Origin of the sequence: Streptomyces liangshanensis, assembly GCF_011694815.1 — a bacterium.
GTDB lineage: Bacteria > Actinomycetota > Actinomycetes > Streptomycetales > Streptomycetaceae > Streptomyces > Streptomyces liangshanensis.
This window is the reverse complement of sequence record NZ_CP050177.1, coordinates 2,232,595-2,254,317: the sequence shown is the minus strand read 5'-3', so window position 1 is coordinate 2,254,317 and position 21,723 is coordinate 2,232,595. Positions and strand designations below refer to the sequence as shown.

General features: G+C 72.2%; 16 protein-coding genes. 11 read left to right on the top strand and 5 right to left on the bottom strand.

The genetic code is table 11. The annotated features are described in order from the left end of the window. Positions 1-3: 3 nt before the first annotated feature. Together HA039_RS09475 and HA039_RS09470 are read right to left on the bottom strand one after the other, a co-directional pair. Positions 4-1,191 carry a PQQ-dependent sugar dehydrogenase gene (locus HA039_RS09475; protein WP_243869295.1) on the bottom strand — a complete coding sequence of 396 codons (1,188 nt, stop codon included), beginning with the start codon at positions 1,189-1,191 and terminating at the stop codon, positions 4-6. Positions 1,192-1,304: 113 nt separating this feature from the next. Continuing rightward, positions 1,305-2,315, bottom strand: coding sequence for an aldo/keto reductase (locus HA039_RS09470; RefSeq protein ID WP_167026636.1), 1,011 nt, complete (start codon positions 2,313-2,315; stop codon positions 1,305-1,307). Between the two features lie 65 nt (positions 2,316-2,380). On the opposite strand from HA039_RS09470, the gene HA039_RS09465 reads away from it, so the two are divergent. The 6 genes from HA039_RS09465 to serA all read left to right on the top strand — a co-directional run bounded on the left by HA039_RS09465 (position 2,381) and on the right by serA (position 12,230). Continuing rightward, positions 2,381-3,322, top strand: coding sequence for a 2-hydroxyacid dehydrogenase (locus HA039_RS09465; RefSeq protein WP_167026632.1), 942 nt, complete (start codon positions 2,381-2,383; stop codon positions 3,320-3,322). 345 nt (positions 3,323-3,667) lie between these two features. Beyond that, positions 3,668-6,574: a putative bifunctional diguanylate cyclase/phosphodiesterase gene (locus tag HA039_RS09460; RefSeq protein WP_167026629.1), complete on the top strand. Its 2,907-nt coding sequence runs from the start codon at positions 3,668-3,670 to the stop codon at positions 6,572-6,574. Between the two features lie 210 nt (positions 6,575-6,784). Then, positions 6,785-8,635 (top strand): acetolactate synthase large subunit, encoded by a 1,851-nt coding sequence (locus tag HA039_RS09455; RefSeq protein WP_167026626.1) that lies wholly within the window; start codon positions 6,785-6,787, stop codon positions 8,633-8,635. Positions 8,636-8,678: 43 nt separating this feature from the next. Continuing rightward, a complete protein-coding gene (ilvN, locus tag HA039_RS09450; protein WP_161311117.1) occupies positions 8,679-9,206 on the top strand; it encodes an acetolactate synthase small subunit in 528 nt (175 codons plus the stop codon). A gap of 149 nt (positions 9,207-9,355) precedes the next feature. Next, positions 9,356-10,354 carry a ketol-acid reductoisomerase gene (gene ilvC / locus HA039_RS09445; protein WP_167026623.1) on the top strand — a complete coding sequence of 333 codons (999 nt, stop codon included), beginning with the start codon at positions 9,356-9,358 and terminating at the stop codon, positions 10,352-10,354. 283 nt (positions 10,355-10,637) lie between these two features. Next, on the top strand, positions 10,638-12,230 hold the full coding sequence (gene serA / locus HA039_RS09440) for a phosphoglycerate dehydrogenase (protein ID WP_167026620.1): 1,593 nt from the start codon (positions 10,638-10,640) through the stop codon (positions 12,228-12,230). Positions 12,231-12,390: 160 nt separating this feature from the next. On the opposite strand, the gene HA039_RS09435 is transcribed toward serA, so the two are convergent. Both HA039_RS09435 and HA039_RS09430 read right to left on the bottom strand, forming a co-directional pair. Continuing rightward, positions 12,391-13,599 carry an SMI1/KNR4 family protein gene (locus HA039_RS09435; RefSeq protein WP_167026617.1) on the bottom strand — a complete coding sequence of 403 codons (1,209 nt, stop codon included), beginning with the start codon at positions 13,597-13,599 and terminating at the stop codon, positions 12,391-12,393. Positions 13,600-13,657: 58 nt separating this feature from the next. After that, on the bottom strand, positions 13,658-14,803 hold the full coding sequence (locus HA039_RS09430) for a PucR family transcriptional regulator (protein WP_167026614.1): 1,146 nt from the start codon (positions 14,801-14,803) through the stop codon (positions 13,658-13,660). 161 nt (positions 14,804-14,964) lie between these two features. Between HA039_RS09430 and HA039_RS09425 the strand changes: the two genes are divergently transcribed. Both HA039_RS09425 and pruA read left to right on the top strand, forming a co-directional pair. Further along, positions 14,965-15,891: a proline dehydrogenase family protein gene (locus tag HA039_RS09425; protein WP_167026611.1), complete on the top strand. Its 927-nt coding sequence runs from the start codon at positions 14,965-14,967 to the stop codon at positions 15,889-15,891. Between the two features lie 104 nt (positions 15,892-15,995). Further along, positions 15,996-17,627 carry an L-glutamate gamma-semialdehyde dehydrogenase gene (gene pruA, locus HA039_RS09420; RefSeq protein WP_167026608.1) on the top strand — a complete coding sequence of 544 codons (1,632 nt, stop codon included), beginning with the start codon at positions 15,996-15,998 and terminating at the stop codon, positions 17,625-17,627. A 144-nt stretch (positions 17,628-17,771) separates the two neighbouring features. On the opposite strand, the gene HA039_RS09415 is transcribed toward pruA, so the two are convergent. Then, complete coding sequence (locus HA039_RS09415) at positions 17,772-18,611, bottom strand: DUF1206 domain-containing protein (protein WP_208298573.1); 840 nt, start codon at positions 18,609-18,611, stop codon at positions 17,772-17,774. Between the two features lie 399 nt (positions 18,612-19,010). Between HA039_RS09415 and HA039_RS34360 the strand changes: the two genes are divergently transcribed. From HA039_RS34360 to HA039_RS09405, 3 genes are all read left to right on the top strand, one after another. Beyond that, entirely contained in the window at positions 19,011-19,139 is a 129-nt protein-coding gene (locus HA039_RS34360) for a hypothetical protein (RefSeq protein WP_093602575.1), read from the top strand. Between the two features lie 134 nt (positions 19,140-19,273). Continuing rightward, positions 19,274-20,320, top strand: coding sequence for a 3-isopropylmalate dehydrogenase (locus HA039_RS09410; RefSeq protein ID WP_167026605.1), 1,047 nt, complete (start codon positions 19,274-19,276; stop codon positions 20,318-20,320). A 232-nt stretch (positions 20,321-20,552) separates the two neighbouring features. Then, complete coding sequence (locus HA039_RS09405) at positions 20,553-21,644, top strand: branched-chain amino acid aminotransferase (RefSeq protein ID WP_167026602.1); 1,092 nt, start codon at positions 20,553-20,555, stop codon at positions 21,642-21,644. The last annotated feature ends 79 nt before the right edge of the window (positions 21,645-21,723 follow it).

The following is a 21,723-nucleotide window of genomic DNA, read 5'->3' as shown; positions in this document are numbered from 1 at the left end:
TAGTCATGAGACCTCCAGCCGGAGGATCTTGTCGTCCCCCGGCCGCGGTGTCCCCCTGGTGTCCGTTTCGCTGGTCACCAACCACACCGTGGCGCCGCCCACCGCGAGAACGGTGCGCAGACGGCCGTACTGCCCCTCGAAGAACGCCTGGGGCGCCGCCGCGGATTCCCGCCCGTCCAGCGGAATCCGCCAGAGCCGCTCGCCGCGCAGTCCCGCCATCCAGATCGAGCCGCGCGCGTAGGCGATCCCGCTCGGCGAGGCCTCGCTCGTCCGCCACTGGACCACCGGGTCCACGAACCCGGCCTTCCCCGCCTTCCCTTCCACGTCCGGCCAGCCGTAGTTCTTCCCCGGCTCGATCAGGTTCAGCTCGTCCCAGGTGTTCTGCCCGAACTCCGCCGCCCACAGCCGGCCCCGCGAGTCCCAGGCCAGGCCCTGCACGTTGCGGTGGCCCGGCGAGTACACCAGCGAGCCGGGCACCGGGTTGCCGGGCGCGGGCGTCCCGTCCGGCGTCATCCGCAGGATCTTGCCCGCCAGCGACTTCATGTCCTGCGCGAGCCCCGTCTCGCCCGTCTCGCCGGTGCCCGCGTAGAGCATCTTGTCGGGGCCGAAGGCGATCCGGCCGCCGTTGTGGATCGCGCCCTTGGGGATCGACCGCAGGATCGTGTCCGGCGCGCCCAGCTGCTCCCCGGCCGGCCGGGTCTCGTCGTAGCGCAGGCGCGCGATGCGGTTGTCCGACTCCGTCGTGAAGTACGCGTACACCAGGTGGTCCGAGGCGTACGAGGGGGAGAGCGCGATCCCCAGCAGGCCGCCCTCGCCGGCGGGGGAGACGCCGGGCACCGAGCCGATCACGGTCTGCTTCCCGCTGTCCTGCGCGACGCGGGTGAGCGTGCCCTCGTCCCGCGAGGACACCAGCAGGTCGCCGTCGGGCAGGGCGGCCAGCCCCCAGGGGGACTTGAGCCCCTCGGTGAGCGTCCGCACCACCCGGGCGGAGCCCTTCGCGGGAGCCGCCGACTCGCTCGCCTCCGCGCCGGTGGACGGCGCGCCGGCCGACGCCCCGGCGGCCGTCCCCTGCGTACTCGGCGTGGCGACCGGGATCCGGCCGGTCCGCGGTCCGTCCCCGCCCCCGGAGCACCCGGTGGCCACGAGAAGAACGGCGGCGGCCCATACGGCCGTCACTGCGGAACGTTGCACGGTTCTGATCCCTTCGGCGGGCGGGCGCTGCGGTCCCTCCTGTTCTTACACCGCCGCCCGCCCCCGCACCGCCGACTTGCCCCGCCGGACCGCCTCCGCGCTCCCGCCCCGCCTCAGTCCCAGGACCCGCGCGCCGCCGGGAGTCCGGCCAGCTCCGCCAGGTCCGCCGCCGTCAGCGCCAGCCCCGACGCGCCCGCGTTCTCCACCGCCCACTCCGCCCGCTTGGTCCCCGGCACCGGCACCACGTGCGGCCCCCGGCCCAGCACCCAGGCCAGCGCGACCTGCGCCGGGGTCGCGCCGTGCCGCTCCGCGACCCGCCGTATCCCCGCCACCAGAGGCTGGTTCGCGGCCATCATCTCCGCCGTGAACCGCGGATGCCTGGCCCGTACGTCGTCCGGCTCGAAGCCCTGCCCCGGCGTGAGCGTCCCCGTCAGGAACCCGCTGCCCAGCGGCATCGCCGCCAGGAACCCCACCCCCCGCGCCTCGCACCACGGCAGCAGCCGCTCCAGCGCCTCCGGCGACCACAGGGACAGCTCGGCCTCGACCGCGCTCACCGGGAAGACCTGCTGCACCCGCTCCAACTGCCGTACGGTCGCCTCGTACGGCCGCGCCCGCGCGCCCCGGCGGAAGGCCCGCGACGCCGTGGGACCGGCCTCCACCGCGCACAGCCCGAGCGCCCGTACCTTCCCCGCGCCCACCAGCTCCGCCATGGCCCCCCACGTCTCCTCGACGGGTATCTCCGGGTCCGCGCGGTGGAGTTGGTACAGATCGATCACGTCGGTCCGCAACCGCCGCAGGGAGGCGTCACAGGCCCGCTTCACGTACCGGGGGCTGCCGTTGGCGACCAGGTGCCGGTCACCCACCAGCAGACCGCACTTGGTGGAGACGAAGATCTCGGACCGCCGCTCCCCGACGACCCGCCCCAACAACAGCTCGTTGGTGAACGGCCCGTACATGTCGGCCGTGTCGAGCAGGCTCGTCCCGGCGTCGAGCGCCGCGTGCACGGCCCGCAACGACCGGTCGCCGCGCTGCTCCGAGGCGGTGTACGCCCAGCTCATCGGCGCGCAGCCGAGGCCGATCGCGCCCACGTCGAGGGCCGCCGCACCGATGGTCCTGCGCTCCAACCGCCGTATCCCTTCTCGTTCCGCCCACACGCTAACCCCATGGTCCTTCGCATAGCCTCCTGGCCATGACTTCAGACATCTGGCTCCCGATACCGGCGGACGAGATCGAAGGGCTCCCCTCCGGACCGCGCTACGTCCACTGGGACGGCGCGGCGGACTTCCCCGCGGATCCCGCCGACTGCGCCTTCTACGTGGTCCCTTACATGAAGGGCCAGGAGATCGCCGTCCGGCCGCTCGCGCGGATGACGTCCGTACGGGTCGTGCAGACGCTGTCCGCCGGCACCGACCACGTGCTGCCGGGACTCGCGGGCCTGCCCGCCGGCGTACGGCTGTGCAACGCGAAGGGCGTCCACGAGGCCAGCACCGCCGAACTGGCCCTCACCCTGGTGCTCGCCTCGCTGCGGGGAGTCCCCGGCTTCGTCGCGGGCCAGGAGCGCGAGGAGTGGCGGTCCGGCTTCTACCCCTCCCTCGCCGACAAGTCGGTACTGATCGTCGGGTACGGGTCGATCGGCGCCGCCATCGAGGACCGGCTCACTCCGTTCGAGTGTGCGCGGGTGGCGCGCGTCGCGCGCTCCGCCCGCACCACGGGGCGCGGTGAGGTCCACCCGCTCGACGCGCTGCCCGCCCTGCTCCCCGACGCCGACGTCGTGATCCTCTCGACGCCGCTCACCGAGGAGACGAAGGGCCTGGCAGACGCGGAGTTCCTGGCCCGCATGAAGGACGGCGCGCTCCTCGTGAACGTGGCGCGCGGCGCCGTCGTCGACACCAAGGCGCTCCTGGGCGAGCTGGAAAGCGGAAGGATCAGGGCCGCGCTCGACGTCACCGAGCCTGAACCGCTCCCCGCGGGGCATCCGCTCTGGCATGCTCCGGGTGTTCTCATCAGTCCGCACGTGGGCGGGTCCACCTCCGCCTTCCTGCCCCGTGCCAAGCGGCTGCTCGCCGGACAGCTGACCCGGTTCGCGGCGGGGGAGGAACCGCACAACGTGGTGCACACCACAGGCCGCTGACCCGCGCGGGCCGCGCCGTGGATACACCCGGTACCCGCAACTCCCCTGCTGGTGACGGAGAGTAGAAGTGCTATGTCCCTGAGTGACGAGACTGGTGTATCGTCCCGATCTGGGGGTCGCGACGCGCGGAGGCGCGGCGCGGTGGGTGATCAGACAGCGAGGGGGGCGACGGGCGATGCACGGGCGATGGACCGACCATCCGACGCGGCAGGGCCGCCGACGGCGACCCCCGGACACTCTGACGCCCGCTGCCCGGACCGCGGCCCCGGCCCCGGGGACCCCGGGACCCGCGACGCACGGACCGGGCCCCGCGGCGGTGACAGCGACGCTCCCGGGGACGCTCCGGTGAGCGCCGAGGGCGTGCTCCCCGCCCACCGGCCCACCCCGGGCGGAGTCGGTACGGGGCTCCTCTCCCAACTCCTCCTCGCCCTGATCTGCGGGGGGTACGCGGCGGGCGCCGCCCTCGGCTGGGGATCGCCGGAACTGGCCCTGATAATGGGCGACTTCGGGCTGAGCCTCGCCGCCGGGATCGCGGCCGTCTCCTGCTTCCTCTACGCCCGCGGCCGCGACCGGCGCTTCCGCCCCGCCTGGCTGCTCTTCTCGCTGTCCTCCGCCATGGCCTCCTGCGGCAACGCCGTCTGGGGCTGGTACGAGGTGGTCCTCGACCGGCCCGTACCCGGCCTGTCCCTCGCCGACCTCTTCTTCCTCTGCTTCGCGCCGCCCGCCATCGTGGGGCTGCTCGTCCTCGCCAAGCGCCCTGTCACGAAGGCCGGCTGGGTCTGCCTGGCCCTCGACTCCTGGCTCATCGGCGGCTCGCTGCTGACCCTCTCCTGGAGCCTCGCCCTCGCCCACAACGCGCACTTCCGCGGCGAGAGCGTCGCCCAGGCCGCCCTGTCCCTCGCCTACCCGCTGCTCGACATCGTGCTCGTCAGCATGGTGCTCGCCCTGCACTTCCGGCGCTCCACGGGCAGCCGCTCCGCGGTGAACACCGCCATCGCGGCCCTCGCGCTGACCGTGGTGTGCGACGCCCTGTTCACCTCGCCGCTGCTGAGGGCCACGTACCGCTCGGGACAGCTCCTGGACGCCGGCTGGTTCGCCGGCTCCCTCCTCCTCGCGTACGCGCCCTGGGGCGTGCGCCGCGTCGCGGACGCGGCCCCGGACCCGCCGCCCCCCGTCCTCCTCCAGGGCCCCGCCGTCCGCCCTTCCGGCCGCCCCATCGCGAGCTCCCTCGCCGCGCTCACGCCCTACCTCGCCGCCGCCGTCTGCACGCTCGGGATCCTCTACAACGTCATCGAGGGCCGCCGGGTGGACCGGGTGGTGGTCCTCACCGGCTCCACGGTCGTGCTCGCCCTGGTCGTCCGGCAGGGCATCATGCTGGTCGAGAACATCGCGCTCACCCATGAACTGGCCCAGAAGGAGAACCACTTCCGCTCCCTGGTCCAGGGCTCCAGCGACGTCATCATGATCGCCGCGCCCTCCGGCACCCTGCGCTACGTCAGCCCCGCCGCGACCGGCGTCTACGGACGCGACGCCGAGGCCCTCGTCGGCGCCGAACTGGCCACGATCATCCACCCGGACGACCTGGGCCGGGTGCACCACGAGGTACGGCGATTTCTGGCCGCGCCCCCCGCCGAGGAGCCCACCACCCGGATCGAGTGCCGCTTCAAGTCCGGCACCGGCGACTGGCTCAACGTGGAGTCCACCGTCAACCGCCACGAGGGCGGCCTGATCTTCAACAGCCGGGACGTCACCGAGCGGGTCCGCCTCCAGGCGCAGTTGCAGCACAACGCCGAGCACGACCCGCTCACCGACCTGCCCAACCGCGCCCTGTTCACCGAGCGCGTCCGGCTCGCCCTGTCCGGCCGCCGCGCGACCGACCCCGGCACGGCTGTCCTCTTCATCGACCTCGACGGCTTCAAGAGCGTCAACGACCGGCTGGGCCACCAGGTCGGCGACGAGCTGCTGGTCCGGGCCGCCCGCCGCCTCCAGGACTCCGTCCGCGCCGAGGACACCGTGGCCCGCCTCGGCGGCGACGAGTTCGCGGCGATCGTCCTCGGCGACGGCGGCGACGACCAGACCGCCCGGGAGTACCTGGTCCACGAGATCGCCGACCGCCTGCGCCTCCAGCTCTCCCAGCCGTACCGCATCGAAGGCAACGATGTCCGGGTCGCCGCCTCCATCGGCGTCGCCTTCGCCGAGCCCGGCATCACCCCCACCGACCTGATGCGCAACGCCGACCTCGCCATGTACCGGGCCAAGGCCGGCGGCAAGGACCGCGTCGAGCTGTACGCGCCGCAGATGCAGGCCGACGTCGTCCGCAGGACGGAGCTGGCGGCCCGGCTGCGCACCGCCCTGCACGACGGCGAGTTCGCCCTCCTGCACCAGCCCGTCGTCCACCTGGCCACCGGCCGGATCTGTTCCGTCGCCGCCCAGGCGCGCTGGCGCACCGCGCAGGGCATCCTCTCCACGCCCGCCGAGATCCTGCGCGTCGCCGACGACGGCGACCGCACCGCCGAGCTGAGCCGCTGGCTCCTCGAAGAGGCCGTCACCCAGGCCGCCGAGCGCACCGCGCTCGGCCACCCCGCCCCGGTCGTCGTCCGGCTCCCGGCCCGCAGGCTGCTCGACCGGTCCCTGCCCCTCGGCTCCGTGGAGACGCTCCTCGCCCGCCACGGCCTGCCCTCGGGGGCCCTGGTGATCGAGCTGGCCGACAGCGACCCGCGCAGCTCCCTGGACGAGCTGGAGCACCGCCTCCTGTCCCTGCGCCGGCTCGGGGTACGGATCGCGCTCGACGGCTTCGGCAGCGGGTACGCGGCCATCAACGCCCTGCGCCGGCTCCCCGTGGACATCCTGAAACTGGACCGCGGGCTGGTCGACGGAGTCGTCGAGTCCGCCCGGCTGCACAAGATCACCACCGGGCTGCTCAAGATCGCCGGCGACCTCGGCCTGGAGTCGGTCGCGGAGGGCGTCGACCTTCCCGAGCAGGTGGTGGCCCTGCGCGCCATGGGCTGTACCCACGGCCTGGGGATGGCCTTCTCCGGGCCGCTCGACGAGTTCCGGCTGCGCCGGGCCCTGGTGCGGGGCACGTACCCGCTGCCGGGCGGTCTCCCGGGCGCCCAGGGCGTCCCGCGCCCCGTCCTGAGCGGCGGCTCGCTGCCCGTCCGCCACACCCGCCCGCCGGGCGGTGACCGGATCCCGTACCCCTCCATCCCGGCCAGCCGCTCAAATAATGAGACGCCCGTCCCACCCACTTGACAGCCGTGGCGCGCCGGAGGGAGGGTCATTGCCATGCGCACCCGAATTCTCGTACTTGGCAAGCGCGTCGGCTGAAGCAGAGCCCGTACCGGCTCCGCAGACCGCACCCGACGCGCTCCCCTCGCCTGCCTCCCGGCACGAGGGGTTTTTTGTTGCACCGATACCGCCCAAACCCTCGCGAACACCTCCAGCTTCGAGAAGAGAATGCCGATGACCGACCAGGCCACCGGGGCCCACCATCCGCAGCCGCGGGCCCGTACCGCCGGACCGTCCTCCGCCGCCGTTGAGCACGTCACGGGCGCGCAGTCCCTCATCCGCTCGCTGGAGGAAGTGGGAGCCGACACGGTGTTCGGTATCCCGGGCGGTGCGATCCTCCCCGCCTATGACCCGATGATGGATTCGACGCGGGTGCGTCATGTGCTGGTCCGCCATGAGCAGGGGGCGGGTCACGCGGCCACCGGGTACGCCCAGGCGACCGGCAAGGTCGGGGTGTGCATGGCGACGTCGGGTCCGGGGGCGACGAATCTGGTGACGCCGATCGCGGACGCGCACATGGATTCGGTGCCGCTGGTCGCGATCACCGGGCAGGTGGCGAGCGCGGCGATCGGGACGGACGCCTTCCAGGAGGCGGACATCGTCGGTATCACCATGCCGATCACGAAGCACAACTTCCTGGTGACCAAGGCCGAGGACATCCCGCGGACCATCGCGGAGGCCTTCCACATCGCGTCCACCGGCCGCCCGGGCCCTGTCCTGGTCGACATCGCCAAGGACGCCCTCCAGGCCCGTACCACCTTCAGCTGGCCCCCCGTCCTCGACCTCCCCGGCTACCGCCCCGTCACCAAGCCGCACGCCAAGCAGATCCGCGAGGCCGCCAAGCTGCTCGCCGCGGCCAAGCGCCCGGTCCTGTACGTCGGCGGCGGGGTCATGAAGGCCGGCGCCACCGCCGAGTTGCGCGTGCTCGCCGAGCTGACCGGAGCCCCCGTCACCACCACCCTGATGGCGCTGGGTTCGTTCCCCGACAGTCACCCCCTGCACGTGGGAATGCCGGGCATGCACGGTGCGGTCACCGCCGTCACCGCGTTGCAGAAGGCCGACCTGATCGTCGCCCTCGGAGCCCGTTTCGACGACCGCGTCACCGGCAAGCTGGACAGCTTCGCGCCGTACGCCAAGATCGTGCACGCCGACATCGACCCGGCCGAGATCGGCAAGAACCGCGCCGCGGACGTCCCGATCGTCGGGGACGCCCGCGAGGTCCTGGCCGACCTCGTCCAGGCCGTCCAGGCCGAGCACACCGAGGGCAACACCGGTGACTACAGCGCCTGGTGGAAGGACCTCTCCCGCTGGCGCGACACCTACCCCCTCGGCTACACGCAGCCCGACGACGGCAGCCTGTCCCCGCAGCAGGTCATCCAGCGCATCGGCCAACTCGCCCCCGACGACACCATCTACGCGGCGGGCGTCGGCCAACACCAGATGTGGGCCGCCCACTTCATCGACTACGAGCAGCCGGCCACCTGGCTCAACTCGGGCGGCGCCGGGACGATGGGGTACGCGGTGCCCGCCGCGATGGGCGCGAAGGCCGGACAGCCGGACCGTACCGTCTGGGCGATCGACGGCGACGGCTGCTTCCAGATGACCAACCAGGAGTTGGCCACCTGCGCCGTCAACAACATCCCGATCAAGGTCGCGATCATCAACAACGGGGCGCTCGGGATGGTCCGCCAGTGGCAGACCCTCTTCTACAACGAGCGCTACTCCAATACCGTCCTGCACTCCGGCAAGGACTCCGACGGCGAGGTCTGCCGCGGCACCCGCATCCCCGACTTCGTGAAGCTGGCGGAGGCCATGGGCTGCGTCGCGATGCGCTGCGAGTCCCCGGAGGAGCTGGACGCGGTGATCGCCAAGGCCAACTCGATCAACGACCGGCCGGTCGTCGTGGACTTCATCGTCCACGAGGACGCCCAGGTCTGGCCGATGGTCGCCGCCGGCACCTCCAACGACGAGGTCATGGCCGCCCTCGGCGTCCGCCCCGACTTCGGCGAGAACCTGGACGACTGAGCCGAGACCCGAGAGCCCCAGAGAGAGCACGAGAGAGACAGACATGTCCACGAAGCACACCCTCTCCGTCCTGGTCGAGAACACGCCCGGCATCCTCGCCCGGATCGCCGCCCTGTTCTCCCGCCGCGGCTTCAACATCGACTCGCTCGCCGTCGGTGTCACCGAGCACCCCGACATCTCCCGCATCACCATCGTGGTGAATGTCGACGGACTGCCCCTGGAACAGGTCACGAAGCAGCTCAACAAGCTGGTCAACGTCCTCAAGATCGTCGAGTTGGAGCCGAACGCGGCGATCCAGCGCGAACTGGTCCTGGTGAAGGTGCGCGCCGACAACGAGACCCGCTCCCAGATCGTCGAGATCGTCCAGCTGTTCCGTGCCAAGACCGTGGACGTCTCACCCGACGCCGTCACGATCGAGGCCACCGGATCGAGCGACAAGCTCGACGCGATGCTCAAGATGCTGGAGCAGTTCGGCGTCAAGGAGCTGGTCCAGTCGGGGACCATCGCCATAGGGCGTGGCGCGCGGTCCATCACGGACCGCAGCCTGCGAGCCCTCGACCGCAGCGCGTAGTTCCCGGACGCGGCGTGTAGCGCCCGGTAGCAACGGGCGCTGCCCGGAGTTCGCATCGCGAGACCGGGAGCGCCGCCCCACCCCACCCGTCGTACGGTGGGAAAGCACGACGAACCACCCCCGCAGAAGTACACCAAGGAGAAAAGCCAGTGGCCGAGCTGTTCTACGACGACGACGCCGACTTGTCCATCATCCAGAACCGCAAGGTCGCGGTCATCGGCTACGGCAGCCAGGGCCACGCCCACGCGCTGTCGCTGCGTGACTCGGGTGTCGACGTCAGGGTCGGTCTGCACGAGGGCTCCACGTCCAAGGCGAAGGCCGAGGAGGAGGGGCTGCGCGTGGTGTCGGTGGCGGAGGCCGCCGCCGAGGCCGACGTGATCATGATCCTGGTCCCGGACCCGCTCCAGGGCAAGATCTACGAGGAGTCCATCAAGGACCAGCTCAAGGACGGCGACGCGCTGTTCTTCGGCCACGGCCTGAACATCCGCTACGGCTTCATCAAGCCGCCCGCCAACGTCGACGTGGCGATGGTCGCGCCCAAGGGCCCGGGTCACCTGGTGCGCCGCCAGTACGAGGAAGGCCGCGGCGTGCCCTGCATCGCCGCCGTCGAGCAGGACTTCTCGGGCAAGGCGTTCGCGCTCGCGCTCTCGTACGCGAAGGGGATCGGCGGTACCCGCGCGGGCGTCATCAAGACGACGTTCACCGAGGAGACCGAGACGGACCTGTTCGGTGAGCAGGCGGTGCTCTGCGGCGGTACGGCGGCGCTGGTCAAGGCGGGCTTCGAGACGCTGACCGAGGCCGGCTACCAGCCGGAGATCGCGTACTTCGAGTGCCTGCACGAGCTGAAGCTGATCGTGGACCTCATGTACGAGGGCGGTCTGGAGAAGATGCGCTGGTCGGTGTCCGAGACCGCCGAGTGGGGCGACTACGTCACGGGTCCGCGGATCATCACGGACCAGACCAAGGCCGAGATGAAGAAGATCCTCGCCGAGATCCAGGACGGGTCCTTCGCCCAGACGTGGATGGACGAGTACCACGGTGGCCTGAAGAAGTACAACGAGTACAAGAAGGCCGACAGCGACAGCCTCCTCGCCACCACCGGCGCGGAACTGCGCAAGCTCATGAGCTGGGTCGACGCCGACGCGTGACCGGACCTCCGGGCCGGGGTCGCCCCCGGGCGCCGGACGGGCCTCGCGCCCGCCCGGCGCCCGGGGGCGCGTGCCGCTCGCGGGGTGCGCCCGGGGGCGCCTTTCGAACCGGCTCCCGTACGGGTGACGCAGTCGCCGAAGACGGAAGTCCACACCCGGCGACAGCACTACACTGCTCAACACAAACGCGTCAGGCCCACAGCGTCGTGCGTCTTCGCGGTCAGACCTCCACCGCATGCGGCCGTCGGGACGGCCGTCCGCAATGGGACTTGTGAGGACTCACGTGAGCTCGAAACCTGTCGTACTCATCGCTGAAGAGCTTTCGCCCGCCACGGTCGACGCGCTCGGCCCGGACTTCGAGATCCGGCACTGCAACGGCGCCGACCGCGCGGAGTTGCTGCCCGCCATCGCCGATGTGGACGCGATCCTCGTCCGCTCCGCCACCAAGGTCGACGCCGAGGCCATCGCCGCGGCGCGCAAGCTGCGCGTGGTCGCCCGCGCCGGGGTGGGCCTGGACAACGTCGACGTCTCCGCCGCCACCAAGGCGGGCGTGATGGTCGTGAACGCGCCGACCTCCAACATCGTCACCGCCGCCGAGCTGGCCTGCGGTCTGCTGATCGCCACCGCGCGGCACATCCCGCAGGCCAACACCGCGCTCAAGAACGGCGAGTGGAAGCGCTCCAAGTACACGGGCGTCGAGCTGAGCGAGAAGACCCTCGGGGTCGTCGGCCTCGGCCGCATCGGGGTCCTCGTCGCGCAGCGCATGTCCGCGTTCGGCATGAACATCGTCGCGTACGACCCCTACGTGCAGCCGGCCCGCGCCGCGCAGATGGGCGTCAAGCTCCTCACGCTGGACGAACTGCTCGCGGTCTCCGACTTCATCACCGTCCACCTCCCCAAGACCCCCGAGACGCTGGGCCTGATCGGCGACGACGCGCTGCACAAGGTCAAGCCGTCCGTCCGGATCGTGAACGCCGCGCGCGGCGGGATCGTGGACGAGGTGGCGCTCGCCGCCGCCCTCAAGGAGGGCCGCGTGGCGGGCGCCGGCCTGGACGTGTACGCGAAGGAGCCCTGCACGGACTCCCCGCTCTTCGAGTTCGACCAGGTCGTCGCCACCCCGCACCTCGGCGCGTCCACCGACGAGGCGCAGGAGAAGGCGGGCGTCGCGGTCGCGCGTTCCGTACGCCTGGCGCTCGCCGGTGAGCTGGTCCCCGACGCGGTCAACGTCCAGGGCGGCGTGATCGCCGAGGACGTACGGCCCGGCCTGCCGCTCGCCGAGAAGCTCGGCCGCATCTTCACCGCCCTCGCGGGCGAGGTCGCGGTCCGGCTCGACGTCGAGGTGTACGGCGAGATCACCCAGCACGACGTGAAGGTGCTCGAACTGTCCGCGCTCAAGGGCGTGTTCGAGGACGTCGTCGCCGAGACGGTCAGCTACGTCAACGCGCCGCTGTTCGCGCAGGAGCGCGGCGTCGAGGTACGGCTCACCACCTCCAGCGAGTCGCCGAACCACCGCAACGTGGTCACCGTCCGCGGCACGCTCGCGGGCGGCGAGGAGGTATCGGTCTCCGGCACCCTGGCGGGCCCCAAGCACCTCCAGAAGATCGTCGCCATCGGCGACTACGACATCGACCTGGCCCTCGCCGACCACATGGTCGTGCTCCGCTACCACGACCGCCCGGGCGTCGTCGGCACGGTCGGCCGCATCCTCGGCGAGGCCGGCCTGAACATCGCGGGCATGCAGGTCTCCCGCGCGGAGGAGGGCGGCGAGGCGGTCGTGGTCCTCACGGTGGACGACAACGTCCCGCCCGCGGTCCTGGCGGAGATCTCCGAGGAGATCGGCGCGGCCTCGGCCCGCACGGTGAACCTCACCGACTGACCCCCCAGGCACACGCCCCCAGCGCCGGCCGGCCCGCCCTCAAGGGCCGTCCGGCGCTGTGCTGCGCCAGGCCCTCGCGGGTCGCCGGGTTCCAGCGACGCCGGTATCTCCCCGCTCAGACGCAGCGCGCGCCAGGCCTCCCGCGGCGTCATCGGTCCGTTCAGCGCGACGCGGCGCCCGGCCCGGCGGTGGCCGCGCTGCCCCGCGGGGTGGCCAGCAACTCCCGCCCGCGCTCCGGGGTGAGCACGGGCCCCAGGATCCGGTCCGCGAGCAGACCGATCGGTGCGAGGAGGTCGGGACCCGGCGGGGACCATCGCGGCAGCGCCGTCAGGAGCGTGCGCCACGCCGCGTCGGTGTCGCCCCGGCGGGCCTGCTCCCGCGCGACGTCGACCGCCTCGCCGAACGGGCCGGGCGCGCGGTAGCGGAAGCTTCCCTCCCGCACCTCCCGGAGGAGGGCGTCCCCCGTCGCGCGGACCTCGTCCGAGGCGGACCGGAAGTGGTACGACCACACCCCGTCGCCGTGCCCGTTCCTGACGTGTTCGTCGGCGAGGACCGCCAGTACGTCGGGCGCGTAGACCGGGTCGGCCCTCAGTTCCCCGAAGTCCGCGAGATACGTGTTCCCGCACAGCCATCGGATCTGGTCGCCGAGCGCCTTCGCCCAGGGCCTGCCGTAGCTCTCCGCGCGGGCGAACGCCCGCTCGGCCGCCGCGTGTTCGCCGCGCAGCGCGGCGCGCCGGCCCTCCTCGACGGCGGCGTCCCACTCCCGTGTGGTGGCGTTGGCGAACTCCCGCCCCGTCCGGCTCTCGCCCGCCCGGAGCTGGTGGAACTCGCGGTGCATCGCCTCCATGAACTCCCGGAAGGACGCGTACCGTACCGGCATGTCACCCGCCCAGCTGCGGTAGCAGTGGACGGCCCACTCGCCGTCGGCGTCCACGTCCAGCGGATCCAGCAGGACGTACGTGAGGTCCGACTCCACGTCCAGTTGCAGCGCGCGCTCCCACATGCCGGCGAACAGGACCTCCTCCGGGGTGGAATCCTCGCGCAGGTCCTCGCGGTACCACGCGCCGAAGCCGCCCTCGTCCTCGAACCACCGGGCCGCCTCGGTCCCGGCGAGCAGTTCGATGAAGCCGCCCGCGTGCCGCCACCCGTCACTGACCTCCAGGAACGTCCGGTACGACGGCGGCAGTCGGCGTCCGAGCCGCTCCTCCAGCGCCCCGATCCGAGCCGCGGAGGCGGGCGCGAAGCCCAACCACCGTGTGTCCTTCGCCCGTTGGTCCTCCTCGTACAGCTTGCCGGGCTCGCACGCGTCCGCCCACTCCTCGCTCCACCGCACAAGAAAGGGCCGCCAGTCGAAAGCAGTTCGCGTCATGCCCCGGATCGTCGCACCCCTCACTGACACCCCCTCGGCCCGTCCGCCCGGGCAGGGCTCAGAGCCGGGCCGCCTTCAGGCCCATGTGCAGGAGCAGGCGGTCCTCGCCGGAGGTGAGGGTCAGGCCTGTCAGGTGTTCGATGCGGGACAGGCGGTAGTACAGGGTCTGGCGGTGGATGCCCAGGGCTGCCGCCGTGCGGCCCGCCTGGCCCGCGCAGTCGAGGAAGACCTCGGCGGTGTGGGCCAGTTCGGTGTGGGCCGGGGTCAGGAGCGGGGCGATCGCCGGGTCGGGGGTGGCGGGCAGGGCGGTGAGCAGACGGTACGGGCCGATCGACGGCCACTGGGCGACCGGGCCCAGGCGGGGCCGGGCCACCGCCGCGCGGGCCGCCGCGACCGCCTCGTGCCAGGCCTCGGGCAGTTGCGCCGGGCCGCGCCGGGGGGCCGAGGCGCCGGCCGCCGTGTCCTCGCCCGCGCTCCCGCGCAGCCGGGCCACCGCCGCGAGCGCCGGGGCGAGGGCGTCCGGCGAGCGCAGTCGTACGAGCAGGGCCAGCGCCACCCCGGCGCCGTACGGCAGGCCGTCCCGGGGGAGCGTGCAGAGCGCGGCGGTGCCCGGCACCGCCCGTACCGACGGCTCCTCGTCGCGCCACGGCGCCACGCACACCACCACGTGCTGCCCCTCCGCGCCGGGTCCCAGCGCCGTGCGCAGCGCGGTCAGCGCCGTCTCGCGCTGCCAGCCGGGCCCGGCGGTCAGCACCGCGCGCAGTTCGCGGGCCAGGTCCGTGCCCGCCTTGACCTCCTCGGCGAGCAGGTCGCCGATCCGGGCGGTCACCTCCATGGCCGTCGCCAGCCGGGCGGTGTCCGGGCCCGGGTCGGAGTCGTCCAGCAGCCACACGTACCCGAGCACCATGCCCCGGTGGCGCACGGGCAGGCAGATCCGGCCCCGGAAGACCCCCGCGTCCGGGGCCGCCGGGATGCGGACGGGGCCGGTGGCCCGCGCGATGCCGAAGCCCTCGAACCACGCGCGCACCGCGGGGGTGGACTTCCTCGTCACGATCGACCGGGTCCTGACCGGGTCCATCGCCGTGTCGTCCTCGGTGTCGTGCGCGCCGAAGGCGATCAGCCCGAAGTCGCGGTTCTCCAGCGTCGCGGGGACGCCGAGCAGCGCCGAGATCTCGTCCACCAGGTCCTGGTAATCGCCTTTCATCCAGACATTCTCGCACCGCTCTCAGACAGATGTATGAGATCCCGCCCACGGATGCGTGACAGCTGTCGATGGCAGAGGATCGGACCGCTCCCTAGATTTTGAGCCGACGCCCGAACGCACCCGAACGCACCGGGCGCTCGTCCTCACCGTGGAGGTGCCCCGTGCTGGGTCCCGTGATCCTGGCCGCCTCGCGCAGCGGCTCCCTGCGCCGCGCCGTGTCGGCCGCGCCGGTCACCAAGCCCGTGGTGGACCGTTTCATCGCCGGTGAGTCGGTCGAGGAGACCACGCCCGTCGTCCGGTCCATGGCGGCGCGCGGCCTGGAGGTCACCCTCGACGTCCTCGGCGAGGACGTCACCGACCCGGCGGAGGCGCTGCGCGCCCGGGACGCCTACCTGCGGCTGGTCGAGGCCCTGGAGCCGCTGGACCTGGGGCCCCGCGCCGAGATGTCGGTGAAGCTCTCCTCCTTCGGCCAGGCCCTGCCCGGCGGGCACGACCTCGCGCTCAAGAACGTCACCGCCGTCGTCGAGGCCGCCGACGCCATCGGCACCACGGTCACCCTCGACATGGAGGACCACACCACCGTCGACTCGACGCTCGCGATCCACGCCGAGGTCCGCCGCGACTACCCGCTGACCGGCGCCGTCGTGCAGTCGTACCTCTTCCGTACGGAGGACGACTGCCGCGCGCTGGCGGACGCGGGCGCGCGGGTACGGCTCGTGAAGGGCGCCTACAAGGAGCCCGCCTCCGTCGCGTACCAGGACAAGGCCGACGTCGACAAGGCGTACATCCGGAGCCTGCGGATCCTGATGGAGGGCGCCGGTTACCCGATGGTCGGCACCCACGACCCCCGGATCGTCGCGATCGCCCAGGACCTCGCGTACCGCGCGGGCCGCAAGCCCGACGCGTACGAGTTCCAGATGCTGTACGGCATCCGCGAGGCCGAGCAGGCGCGGCTGGCCGCCGAGGGCCACCGGGTGCGTGTGTACATCGCGTACGGCACCGACTGGTACGGCTACTTCATGCGCCGCCTCGCCGAGCGCCCCGCCAACCTCGCGTTCTTCCTGCGCTCGGTCGTCAGCCGTGGCTGACACACCCCGACCGCCCCGCCGACGAGGCTGACGAAGCACATGACGCCGAGGAAGCCGACCAAGCCGCTGAATCCGTTGAAGCCGCTGAAGGAGATCCGCCACCCATGGACGCTGTGACACAGGTTCCGACGCCGGTCAACGAACCGGTGCACGGCTACGCCCCGGGATCGCCCGAGCGCGCCCTCCTGGAGGCCAAGCTCAAGGAACTGGCCGAGAACCCCGTCGACCTGCCGATGACCATCGGCGGCGTGAAGCGGATGGGCGGCGGCGCCCGGGTCGACGTCGTCCAGCCCCACCGCCACGACGCGGTGCTCGGTACGTTCGCCGGCGCCACCGAGCAGGACGCGAAGGACGCCGTCGACGCGGCCCTCGCCGCCGCCCCGGCCTGGCGCGCCATGGCCTTCGACGACCGCGCGGCGATCATCCTGCGCGCCGCCGAGCTGCTGGCGGGCCCCTGGCGCGAGACGCTGGCCGCCGCGACCATGCTCGGCCAGTCGAAGACCGCGCAGCAGGCCGAGATCGACTGCCCCTGCGAGCTGGTCGACTTCTGGCGCTTCAACGTCTCGTACGCCCGTGACCTGCTCGCCGAGCAGCCGCCGGCCAACTCGCCCGGCGTGTGGAACCGGCTCGACCACCGCCCGCTCGAAGGCTTCGTCTACGCGATCACGCCGTTCAACTTCTCCGCCATCGCGGGCAACCTGCCCACCGCGCCCGCGCTGATGGGCAACGTCGTCGTCTGGAAGCCCTCGCCCACCCAGACCCTGGCGGCCGTGCTGCTGATGGAGCTGCTGGAGGAGGCCGGGCTGCCGAAGGGCGTCATCAACCTGGTGACGGGCGACGGCCTCGCCGTCTCCGAGGTGGCGCTGAACCACCGCGACCTGGCCGGGATCCACTTCACCGGCTCGACCAAGACCTTCCAGCACCTGTGGAAGACGGTCGGCAACAACATCGAGACGTACCGCTCGTACCCGCGGATCGTCGGCGAGACCGGCGGCAAGGACTTCGTCGTCGCGCACCCGAGCGCCGACCCGGCGATCCTCAAGACCGCGCTGACCCGGGGTTCGTTCGAGTACCAGGGCCAGAAGTGCTCGGCGTCCTCGCGCGCGTACATCCCCGCGTCGATCTGGAACGACGGCTTCAAGGAGCGGTTCGCCGCCGAGGTCGACTCGCTCACCATGGGCGACGTCACCGACCTCGGGAACTTCATGGGCGCGGTCATCGACGAGCGCGCCTTCGCGAAGAACAAGGCCGCGATCGACCGGGCCGCCGCCGACCCCTCCTGCACGATCGTCGCCGGCGGGACGTACGACGACTCGGTCGGGTACTTCGTCCGGCCGACGGTCATCGTCTGCACCGACCCGGAGAACGAGGTCTTCACGACCGAGTACTTCGGCCCGATCCTCGCGGTGCACGTGTACGAGGACGCCGACTACGACAGCGTCCTCACGCAGCTGGAGTCGGTCTCGGCCTACGCGCTGACCGGCTCGGTCATCGCCAACGACCGCGCGGCGGCCGCCCGGACGATGGAGAAGCTGCGGTACGCGGCCGGCAACTTCTACATCAACGACAAGTCCACCGGCGCCGTCGTCGGCCAGCAGCCCTTCGGCGGCGGCCGCGCGTCCGGCACCAACGACAAGGCGGGCGCCCCGCAGAACCTGATGCGCTGGACCCTCACCCGCGCCATCAAGGAGACGCTGGTCCCGCCGACGGACCACCGCTACCCGCACATGGGCTGACGGCCCAGGGCCCCCGGGGCCCCTCACACCCCCGCCCCCGCACCGGCGCCCCCCTCCGGAGCGGGGGCGGTGTCATGCCTCCGTACGGGAGAGGGGCGCCGGTGCGGAGGCGGGGGACGCGTCCGGGGTGCGGCCGGCGGGCCGTCAGACCCGGCGCCAGCGCGCCATCGCGAACGAGAAGACGCCGAACAGCACCAGTCCCGTCGCGACGAGCGCCAGCAGCCAGGGGCCGGCCGGGGTGTCGGTGAACGAGCGCAGGGTGTCGTCGAAGCCCTTGGCCTTGTCCGGCTCGTACGTCACGGCCGCCTGGATCACGAACCCGCCGATCGCGGCGAACAGGATCCCGCGCCCCGCGCCCCCGCCGACGCCGGTCACGTCGACGAGCTTCCGGGTCCGGTGCGACATCTCGCCGAGCTTCAGGTGCTTGTGGTACGAGCGCATCACCGCACGCGCGCCGATCCAGAGGCCCGCGGCCACGATGCCTACGCCCGCGATCCCCACGATCCACTGACCGCCGGGCCAGTTCAGCGCCCGGGCGGTGATGTCCTGCGACTCCTGGTCGCCCGACCCGCTGCCGCTGCTCTTCTCACCGGCGGCGAATGCCAGGACCGAGTAGGCGACAAAGCCGTAGAAGAGGAAGCGGCCCGCCGACATCAGCCGCTTGCCCGGCTTCCGCCCGTCGGGGCCCGCCGCGCCCACGATCGCCTCCGACAACCGCCACAGCGCCATCCCGACCATGCCGATCCCGAGGGCCCACAGCAGGACCGACCCCATCGGCTGCTTCGCCAGCTCGGCGAGCGCGCCCCCGCGGTCGGCCTGCTCACCGCCCCCGCCGAACGCGATCCGCAGCGCCAGGATCCCGATCAGCAGGTAGATCACGCCCCGTGCGGCGAACCCCCAGCGGGCCGCCCCGTCCATCACCGGGCTGTTCGCCGCCTGTTGTGCCTTGCCCCGGCCACTGTGTGAAACCGTCCCTGCGTCCATGGTGAACCTCCGCTGTCCGGGTGCCCCCGGCCGCCGGGCGGAAACGGCTGCCCAGGGGGTGTCCTCCCGGCCCGCGCGCGGCCGATGCCCGGCGGATGCCCGGCGGTCTCCGGGCGGCTTCTCGGCATTCGCCCGGACGCCGCCCGGCGTTGTTCCATGATCGCCGTCTCAGATAGTAGGAAGTCCGAGTAAATAGAAGACAGGGCGGCGCGGCTCGCCTAGCTTGGAATGAGCCGAACGTCTCGCTTCATCGAGCGAACGCGGTCGACGGCACGCGCCCCCACGCAGGCAACCCCTGCCGCGCATACCGCACCGCCCCTTCCGGCGCCTCGCAGACGCATCCCGCGGCCTTTCGCGCCGCGCGTCCCCGCTCTCCGCTGCCCCAAGGAGTCGATCAACATGGCCGAGACCACCGTCCGCCGCGTCCGTCACACTCCCCGTACGAGCGAGTCCGACCGCAAGAACGCCGCCGCCGCGCTCCAGCGCGCCCTCGACCGCAGGGACAACGGCGGCTCGACCGGCCACTGAGCCGCGGGCGCCGCCGCGGACGGGACCGCGACCGCACGCGCCGCCAACAGGCCGCAGCCTCCAGGGATCTGACATCCGTGTCCAGGGAATGGACACGCGATGTCAATCCATGGGACGCAGAGTAGGGTGCCGCTATGTCTCGCAGCATCAATCTCGCAGTGATCCCCGGTGACGGCATCGGTCAGGAGGTCGTCGCCCAGGGCCTGAAGGTCCTGCGTGCCGTCCTCCCGCAGGATGTGAAGCTGGAGACCAAGGAGTACGACCTCGGCGCGGGGCGCTGGCACCGGACCGGGGAGACCCTCCCGGACGCGGACCTCGAAGCCCTCAAGGGCCACGACGCCATCCTGCTCGGCGCGATCGGCGACCCGAGCGTGCCGTCCGGCGTCCTGGAGCGCGGCCTCCTCCTCAAGCTGCGCTTCGCCTTCGACCACTACGTGAACCTGCGCCCGTCGAAGCTCTTCCCGAACACCGCCACCCCGCTGGCCGGCCGCCCCGACATCGACTTCGTCGTCGTCCGCGAGGGCACCGAAGGCCCGTACACGGGCAACGGAGGTTCGCTGCGCACCGGCACCCCCGCCGAGGTGGCCACGGAAGTGAGCCTCAACACGGCGTACGGCGTCGAGCGGGTCGTCAGGGACGCGTACGCGCGCGCCGCCGCCCGTCCCCGCAAGAAGCTGACGCTGGTCCACAAGAACAACGTCCTCGTCTACGCCGGCCACCTGTGGAAGAACATCTTCGACCGGGTCGGCCAGGAGTTCCCCGAGGTCACCACCGACTACCTGCACGTCGACGCCGCGACGATCTTCTTCGTCACCCAGCCCGAGCGCTTCGACGTGATCGTGACCGACAACCTCTTCGGTGACATCCTCACCGACCTGGCCGCCGCCATCAGCGGGGGCATCGGCCTGGCCGCGTCCGCGAACATCAACCCGGACCGCGCGTTCCCCTCGATGTTCGAGCCGGTGCACGGCTCCGCGCCGGACATCGCGGGCCAGGGGAAGGCCGACCCCACCGCCACCGTCCTGTCCGTCGCCCTGCTGCTGCGCCACCTCGGCCTCGACGCCGAGGCCATCCGGATCGAGGAGGCCGTCGCGGCCGACCTCGCCGGGCGTGACGGCTCCGCGGCCGCGCGGACGACCGACGAGATCGGTGACGCGCTCGCCGTACGCGTAGCGAGCTGACCCGCCGCGACTTCCGAAACAGCCGCCGGGTCCCGTGACCCGGCGGCTGTGCTTTTGCGGCCTCCGGGTGACACCATCATCCCAGGACCGCATTCACTCGTTCCGGTCACGGCCCTGCCCTCGTCGTCCACGGCGGGGGCAGTGGCCCGCCCGCATAGTCGGACGTCCTAGTAGATCCGTAGCGGCGTGAACGCGGTCCGTCACACACAACCGGTGAAGGACGAGAGTATTCATGACCACGCCCACGACCACCCTGGAGCTCAAGCCCTCCGCGCACCCGCTGTCCGACACCGAGCGGGAGCGGATCCTCGCCAACCCCGGTTTCGGCCGCTACTTCACCGACAACATGGTGACGGTGAAGTGGACCGAGGGCCGCGGCTGGCACGACGCGGAGCTCGTGCCGTACGCCCCGCTGTCGCTCGACCCGGCGAACATGACCCTGCACTACGCGCAGACCATCTTCGAGGGGCTCAAGGCGTACCGGCAGGTGGACGGCTCGGTGGCCACCTTCCGTCCCGAGGAGAACGCGCGCCGCTTCCAGCGCTCCGCGCGCCGGATGGCGATGCCCGAGCTGCCCGTCGAGACGTTCGTCGCGGCGGTGGACGCGCTCATCGCCCAGGACCGCGCGTGGGTGCCCGGCGTCGGTGAGGAATCCCTCTACATCCGGCCGTTCATGTTCGCGACGGAGGTCGGCGTCGGCGTGCGCCCGGCCAACGAGTTCCTCTTCATGGTCATCGCGTCCCCGGCAGGGGCGTACTTCGCCGGCGGTGTGAAGCCGGTCTCCGTCTGGCTCTCCGAGGAGTACGTGCGCGCCGCCCCCGGCGGCACGGGCGAGGCGAAGGCCGGCGGCAACTACGCCGCGTCCCTCATCGCCCAGGCCGAGGCCACCAAGCACGGCTGCGACCAGGTGGTCTGGCTGGACGCGACCGAGCGGCGCTGGATCGAGGAGATGGGCACCAACAACCTCTTCTTCGTGTACGGCGACAAGCTCATGACGCCCGAGCTCACCGGCACCCTCCTCGCCGGGATCACCCGCGACTCCGTCCTGAGCATCGCCGCCGACCTGGGGTACGAGGTCACCGAGGGCCGCCTGACCGTCGACGACTGGCGCACCGGCAACGCCGACGGGACCCTCACCGAGGTCTTCGCGTGCGGCACCGCCGCCGTCGTCACCCCGGTCGGCACGGTCCACTCGGCGCGCGGGGGCTGGACAGTGGCCGACGGCCGCCCCGGCGAGGTCACCATGAAGGTGCGCAAGGCCCTCCTGGAGGTCCAGTCGGGCGCGGTCCCGGACGCCCACGGCTGGCGGCACACCGTCGCCTGACCCGGCGCCGCGGCGTCCGTACCCCCGTCCCCGGCACCGGCCGGGACCGGCGTACGAGGGCCCGTACCCCGTTCGCGGG

What these genes read in the sequence shown, in the direction of transcription:
- HA039_RS09465 (WP_167026632.1), top strand. Translation starts at nt 2,381, where the DNA reads ATGACTTCAGACATCTGGCTCCCGATACCGGCGGACGAGATCGAAGGG.
- HA039_RS09455 (WP_167026626.1), top strand. Translation starts at nt 6,785, where the DNA reads ATGACCGACCAGGCCACCGGGGCCCACCATCCGCAGCCGCGGGCCCGT.
- ilvN (WP_161311117.1), top strand. Translation starts at nt 8,679, where the DNA reads ATGTCCACGAAGCACACCCTCTCCGTCCTGGTCGAGAACACGCCCGGC.
- HA039_RS09435 (WP_167026617.1), bottom strand. Translation starts at nt 13,599, where the DNA reads ATGACGCGAACTGCTTTCGACTGGCGGCCCTTTCTTGTGCGGTGGAGC.
- HA039_RS09430 (WP_167026614.1), bottom strand. Translation starts at nt 14,803, where the DNA reads ATGAAAGGCGATTACCAGGACCTGGTGGACGAGATCTCGGCGCTGCTC.
- pruA (WP_167026608.1), top strand. Translation starts at nt 15,996, where the DNA reads ATGGACGCTGTGACACAGGTTCCGACGCCGGTCAACGAACCGGTGCAC.
- HA039_RS09415 (WP_208298573.1), bottom strand. Translation starts at nt 18,611, where the DNA reads ATGGACGCAGGGACGGTTTCACACAGTGGCCGGGGCAAGGCACAACAG.
- HA039_RS34360 (WP_093602575.1), top strand. Translation starts at nt 19,011, where the DNA reads ATGGCCGAGACCACCGTCCGCCGCGTCCGTCACACTCCCCGTACGAGC.
- HA039_RS09410 (WP_167026605.1), top strand. Translation starts at nt 19,274, where the DNA reads ATGTCTCGCAGCATCAATCTCGCAGTGATCCCCGGTGACGGCATCGGT.
- HA039_RS09405 (WP_167026602.1), top strand. Translation starts at nt 20,553, where the DNA reads ATGACCACGCCCACGACCACCCTGGAGCTCAAGCCCTCCGCGCACCCG.